The sequence below is a fragment of the Cyclobacterium sediminis genome, from assembly GCF_054781075.1.
The window spans coordinates 84198-108119 of sequence record NZ_BAAGVC010000042.1; the positions used below are offsets into that span (position 1 = coordinate 84198).

The following is a 23922-nucleotide window of genomic DNA, read 5'->3' on the forward strand; positions in this document are numbered from 1 at the left end:
AATTGATAAGCAGCCGATTGGAATAATTTTTAGCGTTTAATATTAATTAGCCAATGGCTATTTTATCTTCTTTGAAGTTGTGGGGGACCTGCTGCAGCTCCAAATATTCGTTCGTAATCCTGCTGAATTTGATTGGCCTTTTCTTCATACCCCTGTTCTCGTAATTGGGGTACAAAGTAGCGCAACATCTGCATGGAGATTTGAGCTTCCCTGTCCATAGATCTACCGGTCTCCTGATAGAAGTCAAGGAGCTCTATAGAACGTTTAGACATTTGGTCGATAATATTCAGGGCTTCTTCATCCATGTCCAACTCGAATAAAACGGGTACAGCTTGTCCGCTAGCCATGTCGTACGGTATGGCCTTTCCGGGAAGTTTTTCCAGACTCAACCTCATAATGTCTTCCGCTCTCTCCTTATCTTGTTCATCCAATAAGGCTATGGCAATGCTATTGAGTACACTTCTATGGTTGGACGTGAATCTCCTGAATTCATCATCAAAATAGTTGTCCGGATTGTCCATTCCTCTAAAGGCGAATTTTTCAGTAACATTCTTATAGGCCAGATCGGTATTAATTAACTCGTCTTGGTTGTCGGGCTTTTGGATGGGGAGCAACCTGTAGGTCAGTCCTTCCATGACCACATGGTCACTCATGTCAAAGCCAATGGTGGCCAAAGAAGTATTGTTGAAATAAATGGGTCTTTCCCAATTGTTAGTAGCGATCAGATCCAATAACATCAGGTTACCCTTGGTTACATAATTTCCCTTGATCCTAATATTGATGTTTGGAATTTGCAGGTCTTTAAATTGTGGCGGCACAATTCCGGATTTTTCTACATTTTCAGTATTTACGGGCAAGGTTAAAATTCTGGAAGGAATCGTATTAATATTGCTGCTTGACCTGCTATTGGTTAATTTTAGTAAATCACTGTTGCCTTTTAATAGTTTGAGGTATTCCACCAGTGGCAAGCTTTCAATTCTATCCGTTACGTAAAGCACATCATTGGTGCCTTTTTTAAAGTTGTCAAAATTCAAAGTGAAATCCAAAGCAGCAGACTCATTGACAGGCCTGGCCATTTGTTTGACATACCAATCGGTGTCAAAATAACTTAATACAATAACCCGCACATCAGTCCTAAAGCCTTCCACTTCCTGCACATACCAAAGCGGGAAGGTGTCATTGTCGCCTCCGGTGAATAATATGGCATTGGGGGCACATGAAGCAAGGAAGTTTCTAGCGGAATCCACAGAGAAGTACCTGTCGGATCTGTCATGGTCATTCCAATTTTCTGTGGCCATTAAAATAGGAACAGGCAATGCAATTAGTGCAGCATATACCCCTGCCATTACCATTCCTTTTTTCAATTTTCTAAGTTGATGACTGATGGCCATTACACTAAAGCCAATCCAGATGGCAAAGGCATAAAAGGAACCCACATAGATGTAATCTCTTTCCCTTGGCTCTACAGGCGGGGAATTGAGGTAGAGTACCAGTACGACTCCCATCATTAGGAATAGCATGAGGGTAAGCCAGAATGATTCCGGGTCATGTTTTGCTTGGAAAAACATGCCTATAAGCCCTAAAATTAAGGGTAGCATAAAATAATTGTTATGCCCTTTATTTTCTTTGATATAATCAGGAAAATCTATGGTAATTGTATTCCATATACTTAAATAGGGGGCATTACTAAAGTCACTCTCTCTTCCACTGAAATTCCACATAAAATACCTCCAATACATATGACCCAGTTGGTGGTCAAACATGAAATAGATATTGTCAAAGAAAGTAGGGTCTTGACCTTCCCTTAATCCCAGCTTGGATCTATAGATTTGTTTATGCCTTTCTTGAGTAGAGTATATTCTAGGAAGTAAGGTGGTTTTTTCAGGATCATAAATGTTTTCCAATTGATAATCCACCACTTCATATTTGTCTTCTCCCTTGGCATAAACAGGGTCCCCTTCTACTTGATCAATAATGTCTGCGGTGAAATACTGTCCTTGCATCAGAGGGCGGTAGCCATATTGCTCTCTTTTTAGGTAGCTAACAAAACTGATAATGTCTTTAGGATCATTTTCGTTGATTACTGGCTCAGCATTCGCGCGGATTACGATCAGTGCATACGAACTATAACCTATAAGAATAAAAGAGAAGCAAATTAAAATGGTATTTAAAATGACTTTTTCTTTTTTGTGAGAATATATCACAGCAAAAACCAGCCCTCCGAAGAATACAATAGAAAAGAAGATAATGCCCGAGCCAAATGGCATGCCTAAACTGTTGACAAAAAAGATTTCTAGAGAACCTGCAATGCTTGGTAAGCCGGGAATTATAAAATTATTGATAACAACCAAGGCTACGCCCCCTAATAAAAAGGCAATGATTCCTCCTTTAAGGTTATGGTTTTTATATTTTTTAAAGTAAACAACTAAGGCTAAAGCCGGAAGGGTTACCAGATTTAATAAGTGAACTCCTATTGATAATCCTACCAAATAGGCGATAAAGATCATGTACTTGTTTTCTTCCTCTGGATCCTTGATAATGTCCCACTTTAAGAATGCCCAAATGACGATGGCGGTAAAAAAGGAAGACATGGCATAAACTTCAGCTTCAACAGCAGAAAACCAAAAACTATCTGTAAAAGTATAAGCCAATGCTCCAATAAATCCAGCACCTATTAAGGTATAGATTTGCTCTTGATTGGGCGCTTCACTTTTCTTAAGCAATAACTTTCTTCCCAATAAGGTGATGGTCCAAAAAAGGAATAAAATAGTGAAAGCCGAAAGCAATGCACTTCCCACGTTCATCCAATAGGCGATTTCAAGCCCATCACCGAGTGCTAAAAAGCTAAACATTCGGTAGATAAGCAAAAAGAAAGGGGCTCCCGGAGGATGGGGAACTTGTAATTTATAGGCTACGGCTATAAATTCTCCCGGATCCCAGAAACTGGCAGTCTCTTCGATGGTGAGCAGATATGTTATAAATGCAATAAAGAAGGCGGTCCAACCTGCAAGATTGTTAACCCTGGCATATTTTAGCATGTTAACTGAATATTTATGAATGGCGAAAATAAAAAAAATATCATGAATTACAGTTGAATTGCTCCATTTTAAAATCGGTTTGTAGACTTGTTTACTAAATACAGGAGACTAAATTGAATTAATTCAAAAAAATTCAAAAAAAAATAAATTTTGTCTGAACAAAATTAATAATTGTAAAAAAGTTTTTATGTAGTAAAAAACAAAAGTAAAAATTGATTTTATACGGTAAAAATATTGTTTTATTGATTTATTTCTTGTTTCGGTTGTTTCAATACTTTTCGTGTTTCGAAATATTTTTAATGTATTTTAAATACAATAAAATGGTTTTTAAATTTTTTTCCTTACCTTTACAATGTCAAGTTTAAACAGCGGGCAAACAGCATTAAAACAGCAAATAAAATTTTTAAGATTATGAAAACTAGGATAGCTAAGAAATTAAGAATCGGAATAGTAGGCACAGGGGGGATTGGAAGAGGCTTAGCAAAATTGATTGCCAGGCGTGAGGATATGGCAATTTCCAAAATCCTGACTAGAAGATCTGGGGAAATCAGTGACTTGGGTGTGAGTCAGAATTTTTTAACTAGTTCAGCAGAAAAATTATTTGACTGCTCTGACTTGGTAGTAGTAAGTACCGGAGATCCGATTTATTCCACAGAAATAATTGATAAAGCATTTGTATATGGCTTGCCAGTAGTAACTATGGATGCAGATACTCAGGTGCTTACAGGTTCTTGGTTGTCTAAAAGAGGTGTGATTACCGAAGCCAATGGTGATCAGCCCGGATGCTTGGCAGCACTTAATAAAGAAGTGATGCAAATGGGTTTTAAGCCTTTGGTTTATGGAAATATAAAAGGGTTTTTAAATAAGAAACCTAGCTTAGAAGACATGTTGTTTTGGGCTCAGAAACAAGGATATAGTCTAAGTTCTGTTACCTCTTTTACAGATGGAACAAAACTTCAAATTGAGCAAGCTTTTATCGCCAATGGCTTGGGTTTAGACATCGTTAAACCTGGCTTAGTAGGGTATGAAACAAGTGATTTTGAAGCTGGAGCTTTTGCATTGGGTGAAATAGCTCAAAAAGAAAACGCTGTCATAAGCGATTACATCATTTCTAAAGAGTCTCCTCCCGGTGTATTCATTACTGCTACCCATCAAGAAGATTTAGCAGAAGAGTTAACTACCTATAAAATGGGTAAGGGACCATTCTATTTGCTTTATAAACCGATGCATTTATGCTTTTTTGAAATCCCTAATAGTATTTTAAATCTGGTGAATCACAATGAAATTTTATTAGATAATGGTGATGTGCCTTCTATCAGTGTGGGGACCATCGCAAAGAAGAAATTGACATCTGGTTCTGTAATAGATAAAGGCATAGGGGGTATGGAAGTGAGAGGAGAAGCGATTAAAATCGCTGATTGTCCCAATCATGTTCCTATAGGTTTGATGAGTAAGGTTCAATTAAAAAGAAATATTGAAGAAGGAGAAATAATTACTTTTAATGATATAGATATACCGGATTCTTTGGCGTTGAAGGCTTGGAGAAGTACACTTTCTGAGGTAGTAACAAAAAATCGTTTAGGTATAAAGGTAAGCTGTTAATTTTTTTATCTTATTGCTGTTTACAGATCCATCGATTGAAGTCACCTCTAAAGTGATTTTGGTTTGTGGGTCTGTTTTTTTATGCTCTTTTTTAAATTATTTCACTCTTTTTTTTTGATTTAAATCAATAGGGCTTTGTTTTTTGAATTGGGGCAAATATTTTTTTAGTTTTTCGAAATTAATTATTGTCAAATAGCGTTTAAGGTATACAAAAATCAATTTGATTGAAAAAAATCTTAATGAAGTATAGACCGATTGTATTTTTCCTAATGCTATTCCTTTATGGGTTTGTTCCAATAAAAGTGCATGCCCAGATGGAGACTGTAACAGATATAAACAAGAAGGAAGAAGGATATCTTTTGCTTGATAAGGGCCTTCAGTTTAGAATTACAGATGCGATTAATAGCATGTATAATTTTGATTTTGAGAAGGCGGAAAGAGGTTTTAAAGTATTGCGCTATACTTACCCTGAACATCCACTTCCTTATTTTCTAATGGGCCTGAGCCAATGGTGGAAAATTGTAATAGCCATCGATAACAAAAGTCATGATGCTTCTATGTTGGGCTATATGGATATGGCCATTGAGAAAGCTGAAGTATTGATAGATGCAGACCCTGAGAATAAGGAAGCGGCTTTTTTTCTAGCAGGTGCTTACGGATTTCAGGGGAGGTTATACAGTGAAAGGAAAAACTGGACAAGCGCCACTTTTGCAAGTAGAAATGCTTTGAAATACTTGGAGCTAAGTAGAGGGGAAGAAGAGCTCAGCCCGGAATTGTTGTTGGGAGACGCTCTATACAACTATTTCTCTGTTTGGATCCGAGACAATTACCCCTTACTAAAACCTATTATGCTTCTTTTTCCCAAAGGGGATCAGCAATTAGGGTTAAGGCAATTAGAAGAGGTGGCCAAAAGCTCCTTTTATGCAAGGATAGAAGCGCAGTATTTTTTGTTTAGACTATATGCAACGGAAGAGAAAAAACCTTTTAAAGCCTTAGAGATTACAAAGTACTTACATGGCAAATATCCCAACAACCCCTATTTTCATCGACATTTTGCAAGGCAATTGTATGCCGTCGGCAGAGGTCGAGAGGCCAAGGAAGTTTCTTTAGAGATTTTAAAGCGGATAGACGAAAATTGGACAGGATATGAGGCTACTAGTGGAAGGTATGCTGCTTTTTTTATTGCCCAGAATTATGATCGGATGAGGAATTATGAAAACGCTACACATTATTACTTAAGGACCATTGCTTTTGGGGATGAATTAGGGGCACAAGAAAGTGGTTATTATTTGTTTTCAGCCCTGCAATTGGGAAAAAACTACTATAGGCTCGAGGAGAAAAATAAGGCCAAACTGTATTTTGATTTGGTTAAAGAGAATTCAAAGAGACGACATCCTGCAAATAAAGAAGCCAGAGAATTTTTGAAAAAGAATAAACTTTGATGAGCACTAATTTGTTCATTATTAGTCTAATCGAGTTGAAATACAGGTTTTTTCAGAAATTACAAAAGAGAAAGCGCAATAATTTTAATTTTTTTAGCAATTAAACAACAATATTTCGTCCGCCCTTGCGTTTTTTTCGTAAATGACTTTAAAATAAATATAAATTAGATTACCTTTGTACCACATATAATTCGGTAAATTCTTTACAATATGGATAATAGCATAAAAGTGAAATTTGACAAAATCGACCGTAAAATTTTAGAGATTCTACAAGGCAATGCAAAAATAACAAATGCACAGCTTTCAAAAGATATAGGATTATCTCCGGCACCTACCTTGGAAAGAGTGAAAAAATTGGAGCAGTCAGGAATAATTAAGAGTTACCATGCCAAATTAGATCCAGAAAAAATAGGTCTAGGCGTGAGTACTTTTGTCTTGGTAGGGTTAATTGGTCACAATAAATCAAATATTGATGCCTTCATGAAAGAGATCAATCAAATACCTGAAGTAATCGAATGTCACCATATCACTGGTACAGGAGATTTTATTTTGAAAATCATCTCTAAGGATATAAATTCTTATCAAAAGTTGATGTTGGAGCAGGTAAGTGAAATTAAGGAGGTTGATTCTATGCAATCAATGGTTATCCTTTCTACTTTTAAAGACAGCAAAGTATTGCCTATCCCGGCTTAAATTAACATTTATTTAAAGCATTAGAAGGGTGGCTAATAGTCACCCTTTTTTTTATTATGAAAAATCCGTGGAAAACAATTTCAAAAAAAGAGGTGTATGACAATCCTTGGATAAGGGTAGAAGAACACCAAGTAATCACTCCTACGCAAAAGAAGGGGATTTATGGAAAAGTAAGTTTTAAAAATCTGGCAGTAGGAATCCTACCCTTGGATGAAAACGGCTACACTTGGTTGGTAGGGCAATACAGATATACCTTGGATGAATATACTTGGGAAATCCCTATGGGAGGTGGAGCCATTGGGCAAACTGCCTTGGAAAGTGCTAAGCGGGAGCTTAAAGAAGAAACCGGTCTAATAGCGAATGATTGGACTGAAATTTTAAAAATTCATACTTCCAATTCCGTTACGGATGAAGTAGGCTATGTCTTTATGGCTAAGGAGTTGATTCAAGGAGAAACAGCCTTTGATGATACAGAAGATATTAAAGTTTGGCATTTACCATTTCAAGAAGCTTATGAGATGGTTTTGGATGGTCAAATTACAGATGCGATAAGTATGGCTGCAATTTTCAAAGCTTCCATTTTGTTAAAAAAATAAATAATAATTTTTTGATGTTTACCGGTTTCAAAAATAATTTCAATAAGACATTTACATTGGCTTACCCAGTGATGCTAAGTCAGCTAGGTCAAGTGATGGTTGGCGTGGCGGACAATATCATGGTGGGTAGGTTAGGAGCTGTTCCACTTGCTGCTGCTTCTCTTGCCAATAGTATTTTTTTTATGATATTAATGTTTGGAATTGGTATTTCTATGGCTGTGACTCCCATGGTTGCGGCAGCGGATGGGGAGGGAAAAAAGGGTAAAATCGGCAGGTTTTTGAACCATGGTTTTGTGATCAATTCCGTAGCTTCTATTGTTTTGTTCTTGTTGATTTTGGCCATATCCCCGGGATTGAGATTGATCAACCAGCCACAAGAAGTTGTGGTGCTTGCTATACCCTATTTGTTGATCATAACTTTCTCTCTTATACCATTCATGTTTTTTCAAACCTATAAACAGTTTATTGAAGGTTTGTCTCAGACCAAGCAAGCCATGTTTATAACGGTTTTGTTTAACCTATTAAATATTGGACTGAACTATTTATTGATTTATGGAAATTGGGGATTTCCTGAATTGGGATTAAATGGAGCAGGATGGGCCACATTGATTTCCAGGGTACTTATGGCTTGGGTTTTGTATCTCTACGTGACCAGATCCAAGCGCTATGAAAAATACATTCGCAGTATAAAATTAAAGCAGATCAGATTTTCCATCATTAAAAAAATGCTTGGCATAGGCATTCCAACCGGTTTGCAGTTTGTATTTGAAGTTGGGGCATTCAGCTCAGCAGCCATCATGATGGGATGGATAGGGGTCAATGCTTTGGCAGCTCATCAAATAGCCATTAACCTTGCTTCTATAAGCTATATGATGGCCTCAGGCTTATCAGCGGCTGCCATGGTGAGGATTGGTAACCAATTGGGAAGGCGGGATATTCCTAAATTACGAGAAGTCGGTTTTTCTATCTTTGGAAACGTATTAATTTTCATGTCCTTTTTCGCAGTAATGTTTTTAATATTTAAAAACTATTTGCCTCTCTTGTACATTGAAGATTCCCAAGTTGTGGAGATGGCAGCTAATCTATTGGTAATTGCTGCTGTATTTCAGCTCTCGGATGGACTTCAGGTAGTCGCATTGGGAGCCTTAAGGGGGCTTTCTGATGTGAAGGTGCCTACACTGGTAACCCTACTTGCCTATTGGGTGGTAGGGCTTCCCCTTGGCTATCTTCTGGCTTTTAAATTTCATTACAATGAGTTGGGTATATGGTTTGGTTTATTAATCGGTCTTACCCTTACTGCCATCATGTTGTTCTATAGATTTCATTCTTTGAGTTTAAAATTACAAAGAGAAATTTCTAGACCTGAAACAGTGAGTTTGCATTAGTATTGCCAAATAGGAATGGATTCAATGGTGGGAAATAGATTAAATTCCTTTGATTAAGAATTTCTTTTAGGTATTGATAGGATATATTATCGCATTACTTTTGGATATTGAAGTTGGATTGAAAAATTTGTGACCCAATTTAAAGACATTTTATTTATGGAGAAAAAATCACTTTATATCATTACAGGGGCTAGTAAAGGTTTGGGCTTGGCCCTTAAAAAGGCCTTATTAAAGTTGCCTCATACCGGTGTTATAGGTATCTCTAGAAGTCCCCAGCAACCGGAAGATAATTTCACACCCATACAATTAGACCTGGGGGATGCTAAAAACTTGATAAATAGGATTATCGAAATTTTTCCCGAGGGAACATATGAAGAAATCGTTCTGATTAACAATGCAGGTTGGATAGGAGAGATTGCTTATAACGGAAATTTATCCTCCGAAGCTATTGTGTCCATTCATACTGTGAATGTAATTGCTCCGGCCTTACTAATGAATGCCTTTATGAAGACGTACAAACATCATAATGGCGCTAAAATAATAGTCAATATAAGCTCAGGTGCGGCAGCAAAGGTCGTAGATGGCTGGTCCGGGTACAGTGCTTCAAAAGCTGCACTGAACCAAATGACAATGATTGCTCAAAGAGAATCTGAGCTCAAGAACTTGGGATTTAAATTATTTGCTTTATCCCCCGGAGTAATTGATACCCCTATGCAAGCTTCCATCAGATCTGCAAGGCCAAACGAATTCAGCAGTCTTTCTAAATTTAAGTCCTTAAAAGAGGATGGGGAATTGAGTACTCCTGAGGACATTGCCCAAAAAGTGCTTTATTTGATAGCCCATCACAATTCATTCGATGAGGTGTTACAAGATGTCAGGAAGTTTTAGTGCTTAAGTTTTTAGGGTAATCATACATCCAGAATGTGGCATTCGCTTGTGTGATATCTTTCCAGTGGTCCACGTCAAACTTAAAACCAAAAACTGCAGCAGTAGGAAGGTTGTCTAGCTTTTCTCCAAAAGAATTGATAAGCTGGGTCAAGGCAGGGTTATGGCCAAATATAAATAGGGTATCAATTTTATCACTTGTTTTTTTAACCTCATTAAGGTGCTCTTTTACAGAGCTCATATAAAGATTCGGGCTAATCTCGTAGGGAATGTCTAATTTTTCATAAGATTCTAGGTAGAATGCAGCTGTCATTTTTGCCCTCAATGCGTCTGATGTCAGAATTTTTTCCGGAATAATATGGTTAGCATGTGCTCTTTTAGCCATCATTGGGGCATCACGCAGGCCTCTTTTAGCCAATGGCCTTTCATGATCCGTTAAGCTAGCATCACCCCAATAAGATTTTCCATGTCTGCATATCATTAATTTTTTCATAGGAGTACTTATAAATTGAAACCCATTTCTAAAGCAAAAATTGAAAAGTAAACTGTATTAGACGTCTTGCTCCAAGCTTCATAGTCTATATGCTTGCCAACTCTTCGTTTGGATTTGTTGTAAATATAATCCTTTTGCTTTCAACCAAAATAATATAATGGTTAGAATCATAGCTATTAATGGATATTTAAAGTAAGCACCAATCAATATATTAGCACTTTAAAGGTTTTTTCTATCTTAATTACTAGTAATGTTGAGAAAGCTTCTTCTCTGTAAGGCTATGAAAATTGGGTGGCATAGCTTAGGGATAAGGGTAGTGAATTTTTTTACATTCTGCGGATATACCTGAATCTAATTCTCTGTAATACAGTAAGTCAACATAGGTTTTTTTGATCAAGAAAAGTGTGCGGCAATAAAACCATCTTGGGGGAACGCTAAATGCCATCAATTTAAACAAAGGTGAAATAGAATGGTCGGTTGCATTGAGAGAATTTACCGAAACGGCGGAGAGGGGGAATTCCTCAAAAAGGGACGGATAATCATGGTGGTCCGGTGGTAATAGCAGGTGGTTTGGTATTTATTCCTGCTTGAAAGGATGAATACCTTGGGGCATTTGATTAAGATGCTAGGGAAAAACTCTGTAAATTTTAATTGCAGGCAAAAGGCTATGCCAGTCCTTTGGTTTGATCAGCTGCCGGAAAAAAATATATAGTAATCGTCACAGAAGGAGGTGAAATGGGTACTCCTTCCGTGGGATTACTACATGGCTATTGTGCTATTTGAGTGGTTCAATCTAATGGGGTGCCTTTTCTTTTTTCTGGTACATATAATTCGTGCTCATATGTTTCCGGAAGAACTTTTATCCCTGTGGTAAATTTTAATGGTGCCTGACCCGCGTAGGTAAGTTCAACAAAATGACCAGACCAGCCTTTAGAAGGGGCGTCAATTGGAATAGAATATTCTCCATCTGCTTCAAAAGGAATATTTGTAGCTTTCCATTTAGGACCCAAGGCATCAATCCTAAAATCTCTTGTAGATTCGTTTGTAGCAGTCCATAATTTTATTGCCACAGGGGGGTTGTTGATGTCTGTTTTTACTATGATCTCATCCTCTTTTACTTCCCAGCTATAGGAAGGTCGCTTTACATTATTAATGATTTGCGAATAAAAACTTAAAAGAATCTGTGGAGCATCGGAATTTTTAAGTCCATGACCGGCATTGGGAATATAAGCTACATGGCTTTCTCCGGGAAGATCATTCCAATAATATCTCCAGCTGTCCGGTAGAAAAAACTGATCTCCTGAACCATTAATGAGTAATTTTGGGATGTCTTGGTATTCCTCCAGAAACTGGTATGGTTCTACGATTTCAATTAGACGTTCAAATTCTTTACTGTCCATCCAATCAAATATTTTTTCATGCTTGTAGTCATTCACCGCCGGAGCCCAGAAACCATAGGTTTGCCAATGGTGCTTGAAAGAAGGTGTTAAATTAAGCATGTCAATTACGATAGGGACCATTCCAATTACCCGATCATCTACGGCTGCAGTGGTCCAAGTAGTCCAGCCTCTCTTTGAGGCCCCAGCTACCACATATTTATCTAGAGACAAATCCAAATTGGTTTTAGAATAGTCCACCACAGCATCCATGGCTGAAACCACAGCTTTAGTCATAGGGAATCTAGCCAACCAGATGGCATCTTCATCTTTAGCACCACGTTCCATAAACTCTCTCCAGCCATAAGCTATAATGGCATCTTCTGTCCTTAATCCAAGGGTGTCGCCCACAAATTCTAAAGGCTGAAAAGGGATGTTATGAACTTTTATTGCAGTAGACCCTGACGATAGCGCGGCTTGGAGAATCATGTCATCAGGCTTTTCCGGTAAAGTGGTGTTTTTGCTTCCTCCTGAAATGATTAGCAAAGAGGTATTGTGTTTAAGCTCATTGGGAACAACAAATGAAACCCAATGCCACCATTTGGTTTCATTTACTTCATTTTCTGTTAACCAATTTTGAGAGATGACTTTGAGAACATAATAAGAATAACCTTCACCTTTGGACTCAAAAGCCAACTCATAATCAAATACATCCAAATCTTCCTCAATATAGGCCTTTAAAAGGTCAATACCTTTAACTTTATCTTCTACTTCGACTTGGTTTTCAGAGCTTACTTGGGATTGGCAATGGGTGAAACTAAAAAGGCTAATGCCAATTAAGAATACCAGGTGTAATGCTTTGTGGATCTTCATTGTATGAAACTTAAATTTTAAAAGTATTTAGTGACAATAGTACCTAATTATATTAAAAAAGACCATTAATAAAATGGACCTTCTTCCAAAATTATTTCTAATTCAGGTTTATGTTTTTGTAGGGCAGAAATTACTTCCGGTTTTACCGGTGTTCCAAAGAGGTAAACTTTTTGAAGGTTTTTAAAGCCAATAAGGTGAAGCAAATTCCCTTCATCCAGAGGTGTAAAGGATAAATTCAGTTCTTCGAGGTTTTCAAGGTTTTTTAAATAGGGGAGGCCTTCTCCCTTAATGTTTGTTTTTTGTAAGATTAACCTTCGGAGTTGAGGCATTTTCCCTAAAAGAAATAATGCATCATCATCTATATTGGATGAAGCTAAAGAAACCCGAGAAAAGTAGGGGAAGTAAGGTGAAAAGGCTTTGATTTCTTCGTTTCCGATGTGAGCTGGTGGAAACCTCATTTTCAACCCGAAAAACTTGCCGTTGGACCGATCATCCGCCGAAATATCAACTCCCATTGGATCTCCTATTTCTCTAAGTTCTTGAAGAGCGGCTTCAAAAGCTTCTTTTTCCTTTATTATTTTATATTGTGCTTGCTGGATATCAGGCATCAAGGCTTCTATTTCTGTCAAAACCTCATCATTGTCAATATCTCCATAAGTTAAAGTATCTGAGGCCCCTCTGCTTATCCAATAAGAAAGTAAGCTGATTTCATTATCCGTTAAGCCAGGCTTCCCTTCGGGTGGCATCCTTTCGTCATGATCTTCGGGAAGTAAAACCCTCACCATCACTTCACTCTTTGAAGTGTCACCGGGAATTACTGCTTGTTTTTTGCTTTTACCACTTGCAAAAACCTCATCATAATTATTCAGAAGCAAGTCTCCTTTTGATTTGTTTTCATTGTGGCAGGAAACGCATTTTGTTTCGAAAATGGTGGCGACCATGTCTTCATATAGGAGCATGTCCTCAGGAGCTTTATCAATCTTTTTGGCAGGTAATAGCGCATCGATCGGAGCGGTTAAAAAATCTTCTCCATGTGTCAATGAACCTCCCATATGACTTGTATAGGCCAGGGAAAAATTAGCCAGAATCAATAAGGAATAAAAAAGAAAGCCTGCTTTCAATTTCCTTTGGAAATTCAATTCGTAGAGGATCAGGCATAAAGTGATAGAAATTCCTGTGGCCATAGCTCCATTGAGGTGATTACTCACTAAATTGCCTGAATAGGACTCCGAAATAAAAAGTAAATAACCGGCGAGGATAGAGACAAATGAGAAAAATACAGAAGTCCATAGTAGGGAAAGAATGATTATCGGCTTATTAAAATTAGGATTAAAAAATCCCATCAATAAAAAGCCTGTGGTAACAAGGATCAATACGATAGGAAAGTGGAGTACAAGGGGATGAAACCTACCTAGTAAAACAAACCAGTCGTTTTGCTGGTCAAAATTAAAAGGCACCAACAGCATTATTAGGTAAGAAAAGATAAAAATTGATGGTATTATTATTCTTTTACCGAATAATTTTGTCCACATTTTAGTGGAAGAGGGCAATTCCTTGTTGTCCATATGATTCCTGTATAGCAGACACCGAGTGCCTGTTATGATGCGTGTTTTTTAATAGGTTATGTGTTTAGGCCAAGATTCCTTCTAAGGAGCCTGTACTGTCTGCAAATTTTGTTTCATTCATGCCTACAGCTTGCATCCAAGAGGTATAGAGGTTAGCCAACGGAGTGTTTTCCTGATAGATTAGATTTTGTCCGGAATTTATTTTATTTCCTCCATGTCCTCCAACTATAATCGGTAGGTCCCTAGGGGAATGTCTGTTTCCATCCCTTAGTCCAGAAGCAAACATGACCAAGGAATTGTCTAGTAAGGTACCATTCCCTTCCTTGATTGACTTTAATTTGTCTAAAAAGTAGGCATATTGTTCGAGATGCCATTTGGTAATGCGGTCATACTGTTCCATTTTGCCGGGATGATTCATATGGTGGGAGATTGAGTGATGGGCACCATTCACGCCTTCCAAAAATGAAAAGTTTCTGTTGCTCACAGAGTTTCCAAACATAAAAGTGGCTACCCTGCTGGCATCACTCCACATTGCCAAGGCTATTATATCGAACATTAGCCTGGTTTTTTCTGTTACATTCACACCGCTATGCACTTCAGCATACTCTTCAATATCTTGGTTAACCCTGATTAATTCACGTTTGATATCCGGTGTGATATTGCTGGCAAAATCCTTTAAGCTGTCTTGGTTATTGATTCTCTTTTCAATAGACCGGATAGATTCCAAATACTCTTCCAATTTATCTTGATCAGACCTTCCCAAATTGGTTTTAAGTGATTTGGCATCCGCTAGAACGGCATCAAGGATACTGCTTTTATAGGGGTTTTCTTGTTTGTTATTTCCCGGTATAAAGGTTCTAAACAACCTGTCAAAAGCCATTCTGGGATCAATCTCTTTGGAAAGCGGGGTCATTGCATTTTTCCAGGAGATGCTACTTGCATAAAGTCTGGTAAAGCCTACATTAATATCTACTCCTGTTTGTATTCTATCCAAGCCATATTCCAGAGAGGGGAAAAGGGTTTCATTTTTATGGTGATTGGCAATCAATTGATCGATCGAAATCCCACCACTATTGATATTGTCACCGGCAGTCTTTTGTATAGGGAGACAAGTGAGGAGGTTAGCCGTTTTGGCATAGTGGCCATCTGCACCTTGAAAAATAGAATGTTTGTTCATTAATTGCCCCAGTACCAAAATATCATCTTTCAAATGCGACAATGGAGCTAAAGTAGGAGAAAGGATATAATCTTTTCCGGATCCTTCAGGCGTCCATCTACCCGGGTGAACCCCATTGGGCATAAACATGAATGTGGATCGTACTGGAAAACCATCATTGCTATAACTCCTTAAACCCAAAGGAGAAGCCATGGCTTCCATAAAGGGTAAGGCTATAGCTGCACCCACACCTTTCAATAATTTTCTTCTAGATATTTGCCACTTCTTATTCATATCATCAAAATATTTAAAGCAAAATTATGCTTGAAAATAATATTTAAAACCAATTGATTATAGCCAGCCTTACTATTAAAACATTATTATTCAATACATTATAATAACATAATCTAACTAATCAAGGCGATTAATGCTAATCATCAAGTTTATTTCAATTGTCAATCAATTTCATTCACCTTTTTTTGAAAATCTTTTATTTTCATTCTAAAAGGATAGCTTTGAACCAATGCCGCCATAAATACATCCGGATTAAAATCATTTTCTATCAATGTTGCTGACAATTCCCGAATGGCAGTTTCATCAGTGAACGTTGTACCTCTTCCAATTGCAAAAGACAATGATTTTTTGGAGAGATTACGTGCAAACTTTTCCTTTTCTTTCATAAGCAATCGCTTCAGTTCTCCTGGCCCTTCAAAGGTTTCTCCGGAAGCGAGTACCCCTGCCGGGTCAATGGGAGTGCTGCCATAGCTTTCTCTCCATTTCCCGTCTGCTCCAAAATTCTCCAAACCAAGACCTAAAGGGTCCATTTTTTCATGGCAGGACTGGCATGCCGGATCTTCACGATGTTTTTCTAAAAGTGCTTTTAGTCCAAGTTCTTCGTGTAAAGCCTCATCTTCAGGTAATTCTGCGACATCCGGTGGGGGCGGTGGGGGAGAAGTGCCCAAAATTTCTTCCAATACCCACTTTCCTCTTAGCACCGGACTGGTTCGTGTGGGTAATGAGGTAACTGCCTGCACGCTGCCTAAACCTAAAAAACCACCTCTGGAATTATTAGCTAATGCAACTTTCTTAAAATTATCTCCTTTGACTCCTTCAATCCCATAGTAATTTGCTAATTCCTCATTAAGAAATGAATAATCACTATTAATTAAATCCATGAAGTTTTTACTTTCTGTCATCACATGGTGAAAAAAAGAAATGGTCTCCTCAAACATGGCTTCTCTAATGGATGGGGTAAATTCCGGAAATCGGACTAAATCTGCCAAAGGGGCATTAGGGTCTTTTAATTTATTGATGCCTAGCCATTGGCTTACAAAAGATTCAGAAAATCTTTTTGATTTTGGATCATTAAGCATTCTCTTGACTTGATTTTCTATTTCTCCCGGGGCTTGTAACCTACCTTCCATAGCCAATTTGAAAAGTTCATCATCCGGCATACTAGACCATAAAAAATAAGACAATCTAGTGGCCAGTTCAAAGTCTCCCAAAGCGATGGGCTCAGGGCCCAAAGGCTCTTCTTCCATCTTATAAAGAAAAGATGGGGAAATTAATATAGCTTTAAAAACTTCAGCAATAGACCTATTGAATCTTTGCGGGTCAGGTTCTTCAGAATTTGCATTATATACTGATGAAAAAAGCTTGATGAATAATTCCTTTTCTTCTGTTTTTATTAATCTTCTATAGGCCTTACTCGCAAAAGGAAACAGTACCTCTTCAGCTGCTTTTTCAGCTGAGTTTATGGGTTCAAAATCACTAATGAACTTAGGCAAAAGCCAGTTTAAAAAACGTTGCAAAATATTTTGTCTATAGGATTTGGGAACCAGTTCAGACCACTTATTATGGTCTTCATGAAGTTTTGTTACTATTTCCTCAGCAGCATCGTAGTACCGTTCCATTTTCAGAGGAGTGAAAAACAAGGAGCCTCCTTGATTGTCAAATCCGCCACCTCCAGAACCATCTGCAGGAAATCTGTTGCTTGCATCAAAATTCACCCCGGTCAAATCTAGGATGGTATAATGATATTCTCGATGACTTAATCTCCTTATGATGACTTTTCCGGGTGTCCTTTTTTCCAGCGATTTTATAAGGATACCATTAATACCGTCGAGAAGTACATGATAATCTTTCTCATTTAATTCAGGCTTATTTGATGGAGGCATTTCTTTAGACTTGATCTGGTCTACCACTTTAAGCCAAAATTGCCCATCTTTAATTATTCGCCCTTCCTCTTCATATCTTTTCAGATTTACACCGCCTTTGGGATTTCCTGTATGATGGCAGGAGTAGCAATGCTTGTCCAATACCGGAATGATATCAGATTTGTAATCTAAAGTTTCCTGAGCTTCAGCCACAAAAATACAAAGGGAAGCAAAAACCATCAAAATAAAAGATTTCATCAATGGCATGGGTTTTATTTGGATTCGTTTTAAGGTTATGCATTAAATTTAATGTAAATAACTGAATATTTCCAATACAAATTTGATAGATGGTGGGAGTAGGCCTGTAAAAATATATTTAAACTGTGAATTTCTTAGTAAATTAGGAAATGCCTAAAAATCAGTTTCTTTTAAGAACAAGGCTTCGTGTTTTGTTCTAGATGTACCAAAGCTATTGGAAATAAAAGTTTTTTAGTTGTTTTGGAAGTTGGCCTATCTGTTGGTAGACCTTTAACACTATAATGGACTTCCTTTATATTTGTTAAAATAGTTTTGAAAAGCCATTTCGTTGCTGTTACTTTTTCTTTACAGCAATGCTATGCTAAAACTTTCAAACAGACTGATTTTCATACGATTGCAGCACTTATTACCTATCTTATTTTCCATTCCGGGTTGAAAAATTTAAGCAATCTTTGGTAAAGTGTAAATGAAAAAGGAGATCAACTGATCTCCTTTTTTATTGTTATGATATATTAGTGTACAAACAAAATAAAATTAGGCGTCTACCCCTAATGCTTTTGCCATTACTTCACCAATTTCAGCAGGGGATTCTGCTACAAAAATACCATTCTCTTTCATGATTCGCATTTTAGCAATGGCTGTATCATCTTTTCCACCAATAATGGCTCCGGCATGTCCCATTCTTCTACCCGGAGGTGCAGTTTGGCCGGCAATAAAGCCTACTACAGGTTTTTTGTTTCCGTTTTCTTTGATCCATTGGGCAGCTTCTGCTTCGTAATTTCCGCCAATTTCACCAATCATAACGATTGCATCAGTTTCCGGATCTTCCATTAACAATTGTACCGCTTCTTTAGTAGAAGTACCAATTATAGGGTCTCCACCAATACCAATAGCAGTTGAAACTCCCAATCCAGCTTTTGTTATTTGGTCAGCTGCTTCATAGGTAAGGGTTCCTGATTTGGATACCACACCTACTCTTCCTTGCTTGAATACGAAGCCAGGCATAATTCCCACTTTAGCTTCACCCGGAGTGATTACCCCAGGACAGTTAGGACCTACCAAAATAGCACCTTTTTTCTTAACGTACGGCTTGGCTTTCATCATGTCCTTAACAGGAATTCCTTCAGTAATGGCGATGATTACTTTGATGCCTGCATCTGCAGCTTCCATAATCGCATCTGCTGCAAAAGCCGGAGGAACAAAAATTATAGTAGTATCTGCTCCCTTAGTTTTTACAGCATCTTCCACCGTGTTGAATACCGGTTTGCCTAAATGAGTACTGCCACCTTTACCAGGAGTTACACCTCCCACAACGTTGGTACCATATTCTATCATCTGTTGGGCGTGAAAAGAACCTTCAGTTCCTGTGAACCCTTGTACAATTACTTTGGAATTTTTATTTACCAATACGCTCATAAGTCTACTTTTAATTATTTTGCTACAAAAATAGGAGATAAAGGGTGATCACAAAAAGAAATTGCAAACAATATCAATTTAATTTAAACTATGAATAACTTTTTATATTTTTAGGGAAGATAATGGACCCAATGAATAAAGTTTTACCAAATTACTTCTTTTTTAATTTAGATCCTCTATGTTTCAGGACATGGGGGTGTAAAAATATTGCTTTGAATCTTATGATAAATAATTTACCTCATTTTTTAATGATTAAGCAACCTTGGTATTGTGTAAATAGCTTTTTAAATAAAGTTTTATTAGTCCACAATGTAATAGTAAGTTTACAAAAAAAACAGCTCATTTATTATTTAAAAACTGCTATGACCCATTTTTCTTTGTCAAAAACCAGACTAAAATTGGTTGAGTTAGGTATGTGTTGGATTTATTTTGAACTACTGAGGGGAGATGACAGAAGAATGTATGGTAAATTAAATCGTTCAGAATCAAACGTTTGCACAGGTAAGACATTTTTAAATTTGTAATGAATCGATTTCCAACAGCGATAGATGACTCCCGGTATGCTTGGGCTTTTTTAAAAAAAATGCCTGCTCATAATATTAATTGTCTAAACATAATGGTTTTGAATATTAATCAAGCTCATCAGGACGAAGGGCAATTGATTTTGGAAATTCCTTTTTATTATAATTTTTGGTTACTTTTTATAGTGTTAGCCATTTTGATTACAATTTTCTATGGTGTGTGTGTATTGGTTTGGCAAACGAAAGATAAAGGAGTTTTAAAGAATAAACTTCACAAAAAGAATCTTGAAATTGCTGAAAAGGATGATCGGTTTAAAGTGGTTTGGGACAATTCACAGGATGGCTTGCTTCTTTCTATCCAAGGAGGTGCAGTATTGGCAGCCAACCCATCTTTCTGTTCGCTAGCCGAAGTTAGCGAAGCACAACTTAAAGAAAATGGATTGCAATTTCTGTTTAAAGATAATAAAGCATTTGAAAGGTTAAGGGGGGAAGTTGTAAGTGAACTGAGTATCAAAGATAAAGTTAAAAAGGAGTTCGAGTTACCTTTAAAATCAGGAGGTAAAGAGATAGAAGTTTCCATTTCAAAGATGAACGAGAAATTTGAGGGGAAATTGATGTATTTAAATGTTTTCCGCGATGTGTCTAAAAAGAAGGCCTATGAGAGGGGATTGAAGATAGCCAAAGGAAAGGCAGAGGAAATAAGTCATCTAAAAAGTAATATTATTTCCAATATGAGTCATGAAATTAGAACTCCTTTGAATGGTATATTGGGAAGTACAGAGTATATTATTCAAACCAGGGCCGGTGATAAGGAATTAATTGAACATTTAAATATCATTAAGGAAAGTGGTGATCGATTGCTGCATACCATTACCAACTTTTTAGACTTGTCCTCACTAGAGTCTGAAGAGTTGGGGGTTGTGTTAGAAAAAACCAATGTTAATGATTTTATTTCAAAAATATTGATTAATCATAAATCTATAGGAATAAAAAAAGGTATCTTAGTCACTTCAAAATTTCTCACAAAACCATTTTATGCCAATTTAGAGCGTAAATACCTTCAAATTATTGTTAACAATATTGTAGGTAATGCCATCAAGTATTCAGAAAAAGGCATGATATTGGTTGTTATAGAAAAAGTTGAAAAAGACATGATTATCAAAGTTCATGATCAAGGTATTGGTATTAGCAAAGATTATTTGAACAAATTGTTTTACCCATTCGAACAAGAAAGTAAAGGTTTTAACCGTAAATTTGAAGGTTCAGGATTGGGATTAGCCATTACAAAGCATTTAGTAGAAAAACTCAATGGTAAGATTGAAGTGGAAAGTGAGAAGGGCAATGGCACATTAGTAAAAATTTTAATACCGGTTTAATCATTAACCATTTTGGGGTACATTTTTAATTAATTTTATAGTATGTTTTCTCTTAAGATTTTAATAACCGAAGACGATACCGTCTCGGCACTTTTATTAAAAAAAGCACTTGAAAAGAATCACCACCAAATCATTGGAATGGCTGATTCAGGTGAGATTGCCTTAGAAATCCTGGAAAAGAACCATGCAGACATCGTTATGATGGATATCAATCTGTCAGGAAAACTGGATGGTATAAAAACCACGGAGATTATCAATGAAAAATATAATATCCCTGTAGTATACCTTACAGCGAGCTCAGACAGTGAAACTCTCCAGAAAGTGGCTGTTACCAATCCCAGTGCTTATGTGATCAAGCCCTTTAATATTAGAGAATTAAATATGGTGATTGAGTTGGCCATCTTTAAAGATAAAAAAGAAAAAGAGCTCCAAAGCTTAAATAATGAATTAGAAGAGAAGGTTAAAAAACGTACTGCAGACCTAAATGAAGCCAATAAAGAACTTCAAAAAGCATTAGAAAAAGAAAGGGAACTCAGTGAATTAAAATCTAGAATTGTCCAAAATGTTTCCCATGGTTTTAAAACCCCATTGACATCCATTTTAAGTTCTGCCCAATTACTTAAACTTTATGCCGAAAAGGATCATCCTTTTAAAGCAAAGTTGGTTAAGCATGCCAATAAAATTGAAAACTCTGTTAGAAATCTTAACAGCTTATTGACAAGCGTCCTGTTTTTTGGGAAAGCAGATGCAGACAAGATGAATTACAAGCCGGTAAGGATCTATACTTCCGCATTTCTCAATGAAGTCGTAGATATGGTCAAGGCCGGAATAGATAATAATGTAAAAATTAATTTAGAATTCGAAAAGCTACCTAAAATGATAACTTCTGATATGGATTTACTGTATCAGATTTTAGAAAACCTACTGTCAAATGCTGTCAAGTATTCAAAGGACGGAGGTAATGTATATTTTAAGGTGAAACATGAAAATAACACCCTGTTCTTACAAATTAAAGATGAGGGAATTGGAATCAACGAAGCAGAACAATCTCAACTTTTTGATCGTTTCTTTAGAGCAAAAAATGTAGGCTTAAGGGAGGGGTCTGGGCTTGGTCTCTCTATTGTGAAAAAGTGTATTGAAGTTATTGGAGGTAAAATTGATTTTAAGAGCAAAGTAAATAAAGGAACTGAGTTCTTTTTAGAGATTCCTGCAAAAAAATAACCATTAATGATTATTGTCAAAGACCTGCAGTTTTCTTATGAAAATCAGCCGAAAATTGAAATTCCTGAAATTGAATTGAAATTAGGGGAGGAGTTGTTGATTTTAGGGAAATCCGGCTCAGGGAAGACAACCTTATTAAATATTTTAGGTGGCTTATTGGCCCCAAAAAAAGGTGAGGTAATTATAGATGGTACTTCCTTGTACCAATTAAAAGAAGATGAATTAGATAAATTCAGGGGGAGAAATATAGGCATTGTTTTTCAAAAACCTCACCTCTTAAAGCCTCTGACAGTTGCAGAAAATGTTGGCCTCCCTTATTTTTTTTCAAATAATCTTTCTGCAAATAAGGTTCAATACTACCTAGATCAACTTGGTTTACAAAACAAGCAATCTGCCCGCATACATACATTAAGCGAAGGGGAGGCTCAAAGGGTCTCCATTGCCAGGGCATTGATTAATGGACCAAAAATCATCCTAGCAGATGAGCCTACAGCCAGTTTGGATGATGAAAATGCCAGGTTGGTAGTTGAATTACTTAAAGGGCAAGCTAAAAAACTTGGGGCTGCCCTGATAATTGTCACGCATGATCATCGCATTAAAGACAAGGTTGTACAAAGCATTACCTTAAATTCCTCCGATCAATGAATATTTTTAGGTTAAGTTGGAAATACCTTGTTGATAGGCCTTTAAACACCGGATTAAATGTCTTGCTCCTAGCGCTAGGTTTATCTATTATAACTGTTTTGCTATTGGTTGAAGAACAGTTTGAGAACAAAATGAATAGAGATGCCGCAGGTATTGATATGGTTATCGGAGCCAAAGGTAGTCCATTACAACTGGTGCTTTCCTCCGTATACCATGTGGATTTCCCTACCGGAAATATTCCTTTGAAAGAAGCCCAAAAAGTTTCCAGAAATAGATTGATTAAAAATGCCATACCCATGGCCCTTGGAGACAATTATGAAGGATTTAGAATAGTAGGGTCAAACCACGACTACTTGAATTTGTACCAAGCAGAGTTTGCAGCCGGAAGCGTGTGGGACAAACCTTTTGAGGTGGTTTTGGGCAGTACGGTGGCGAAAGCAAAGGATTTTCAGCTGGGCGATACATTTATAGGTGCCCATGGTATTGAGGCGGCTAGTCATCAGCATGATCAGCATTCTTTTAAGGTTGTTGGAATTTTATCTCCTGCCAATAATGTGTTGGATCAACTAATTGTAACAAGTGTAGAGTCCGTTTGGTATGCTCATGATGATGAAATTGCTTCGGAAAAATTAGATCAAGAAGTAAATGGTACAGGTTTTCCTGAAGCCGACCAAGACAGGGAGTTGACCACAGTATTGATCGCCTACAGAAATCCAATGGCTGCTATTCAGCTTCCCAGAATGATTAATAGCAGGACCTCCTTACAGGCAGCATCTCCTACCTTTGAAATAACCAGGCTTTTTGAACTGCTGGGAATCGGTGTAACGGTAATCAAAGGTATGGCACTGCTAATTATTATCATTGCAGGCCTAGGTATTTTTATTGCATTGTACAATTCCCTTAAGGAAAGAAAATATGATTTGGCCGTTATGCGTGCCATTGGGGCAGCCAAAAGTCAATTATTTCTTCTAATTCTTTTAGAAGGAGTGATCCTAACTTTGCTAGGAGCCATTGGAGGCTTAGTGCTAGGACACTTTTTCCTGTTTTTTATAGTTATAACCTACGAAGAAGGCCTGGTATCGGGCTTCAATGCCATTATGTTTGTCGATAAAGAATGGTGGATTATAGTTTACGCCTTGATTGTCGGTATTGGGGCTTCAATTATTCCTGCATGGAATGCTTACAAAGGAGATATTGCAGGTCAACTAAGCAAGTAAAATAAACA

17 protein-coding genes are annotated in these 23922 nt (G+C 37.1%); 10 read left to right on the plus strand and 7 right to left on the minus strand.

Annotated features, from left to right (window positions below):
• Positions 1–62 precede the first annotated feature (62 nt).
• Positions 63–3038, minus strand: coding sequence for a glycosyltransferase family 117 protein (locus tag ACYVHJ_RS20325; RefSeq protein ID WP_460518579.1), 2976 nt, complete (start codon positions 3036–3038; stop codon positions 63–65).
• Positions 3039–3449: 411 nt separating this feature from the next.
• Between ACYVHJ_RS20325 and ACYVHJ_RS20330 the strand changes: the two genes are divergently transcribed.
• From ACYVHJ_RS20330 to ACYVHJ_RS20355, 6 genes are all read left to right on the plus strand, one after another.
• Positions 3450–4640 (plus strand): NAD(P)-dependent oxidoreductase, encoded by a 1191-nt coding sequence (locus tag ACYVHJ_RS20330; RefSeq protein ID WP_339905317.1) that lies wholly within the window; start codon positions 3450–3452, stop codon positions 4638–4640.
• A gap of 239 nt (positions 4641–4879) precedes the next feature.
• On the plus strand, positions 4880–6082 hold the full coding sequence (locus ACYVHJ_RS20335; protein ID WP_460518583.1) for a tetratricopeptide repeat protein: 1203 nt from the start codon (positions 4880–4882) through the stop codon (positions 6080–6082).
• 210 nt (positions 6083–6292) lie between these two features.
• Entirely contained in the window at positions 6293–6775 is a 483-nt protein-coding gene (locus ACYVHJ_RS20340) for an Lrp/AsnC family transcriptional regulator (protein WP_014018107.1), read from the plus strand.
• Between the two features lie 56 nt (positions 6776–6831).
• Positions 6832–7371 (plus strand): NUDIX hydrolase, encoded by a 540-nt coding sequence (locus ACYVHJ_RS20345; protein WP_460518588.1) that lies wholly within the window; start codon positions 6832–6834, stop codon positions 7369–7371.
• A gap of 14 nt (positions 7372–7385) precedes the next feature.
• On the plus strand, positions 7386–8756 hold the full coding sequence (locus ACYVHJ_RS20350; RefSeq protein ID WP_460518591.1) for an MATE family efflux transporter: 1371 nt from the start codon (positions 7386–7388) through the stop codon (positions 8754–8756).
• Between the two features lie 156 nt (positions 8757–8912).
• On the plus strand, positions 8913–9644 hold the full coding sequence (locus tag ACYVHJ_RS20355) for an SDR family NAD(P)-dependent oxidoreductase (RefSeq protein ID WP_460518594.1): 732 nt from the start codon (positions 8913–8915) through the stop codon (positions 9642–9644).
• On the opposite strand, the gene ACYVHJ_RS20360 is transcribed toward ACYVHJ_RS20355, so the two are convergent.
• The 6 genes from ACYVHJ_RS20360 to sucD all read right to left on the minus strand — a co-directional run bounded on the left by ACYVHJ_RS20360 (position 9631) and on the right by sucD (position 18934).
• Positions 9631–10134 (minus strand): SixA phosphatase family protein, encoded by a 504-nt coding sequence (locus ACYVHJ_RS20360; protein ID WP_339902591.1) that lies wholly within the window; start codon positions 10132–10134, stop codon positions 9631–9633. The genes ACYVHJ_RS20355 and ACYVHJ_RS20360 overlap by 14 nt on opposite strands.
• Before the next feature lie 788 nt (positions 10135–10922).
• Complete coding sequence (locus tag ACYVHJ_RS20365) at positions 10923–12383, minus strand: PhoPQ-activated protein PqaA family protein (protein ID WP_460518597.1); 1461 nt, start codon at positions 12381–12383, stop codon at positions 10923–10925.
• Between the two features lie 65 nt (positions 12384–12448).
• On the minus strand, positions 12449–13948 hold the full coding sequence (locus tag ACYVHJ_RS20370) for a c-type cytochrome domain-containing protein (RefSeq protein ID WP_460518600.1): 1500 nt from the start codon (positions 13946–13948) through the stop codon (positions 12449–12451).
• 64 nt (positions 13949–14012) lie between these two features.
• A complete protein-coding gene (locus ACYVHJ_RS20375) occupies positions 14013–15398 on the minus strand; it encodes a DUF1552 domain-containing protein (protein ID WP_460518603.1) in 1386 nt (461 codons plus the stop codon).
• Between the two features lie 161 nt (positions 15399–15559).
• Positions 15560–17518 carry a DUF1592 domain-containing protein gene (locus ACYVHJ_RS20380; RefSeq protein WP_460518606.1) on the minus strand — a complete coding sequence of 653 codons (1959 nt, stop codon included), beginning with the start codon at positions 17516–17518 and terminating at the stop codon, positions 15560–15562.
• 534 nt (positions 17519–18052) lie between these two features.
• Positions 18053–18934: a succinate--CoA ligase subunit alpha gene (sucD, locus tag ACYVHJ_RS20385; protein ID WP_339902586.1), complete on the minus strand. Its 882-nt coding sequence runs from the start codon at positions 18932–18934 to the stop codon at positions 18053–18055.
• A 622-nt stretch (positions 18935–19556) separates the two neighbouring features.
• On the opposite strand from sucD, the gene ACYVHJ_RS20390 reads away from it, so the two are divergent.
• From ACYVHJ_RS20390 to ACYVHJ_RS20405, 4 genes are read left to right on the plus strand one after another with little or no spacing between them, the layout of a single operon-like run.
• Entirely contained in the window at positions 19557–20831 is a 1275-nt protein-coding gene (locus ACYVHJ_RS20390; protein ID WP_460518609.1) for a sensor histidine kinase, read from the plus strand.
• Between the two features lie 42 nt (positions 20832–20873).
• Positions 20874–22052 (plus strand): hybrid sensor histidine kinase/response regulator, encoded by a 1179-nt coding sequence (locus tag ACYVHJ_RS20395; RefSeq protein ID WP_460518612.1) that lies wholly within the window; start codon positions 20874–20876, stop codon positions 22050–22052.
• 6 nt (positions 22053–22058) lie between these two features.
• Positions 22059–22697 carry an ABC transporter ATP-binding protein gene (locus tag ACYVHJ_RS20400; RefSeq protein WP_460518615.1) on the plus strand — a complete coding sequence of 213 codons (639 nt, stop codon included), beginning with the start codon at positions 22059–22061 and terminating at the stop codon, positions 22695–22697.
• Positions 22694–23914: an ABC transporter permease gene (locus tag ACYVHJ_RS20405; protein WP_460518617.1), complete on the plus strand. Its 1221-nt coding sequence runs from the start codon at positions 22694–22696 to the stop codon at positions 23912–23914. Before ACYVHJ_RS20400 ends, ACYVHJ_RS20405 begins: the two co-directional genes overlap by 4 nt.
• Positions 23915–23922 lie beyond the last annotated feature (8 nt).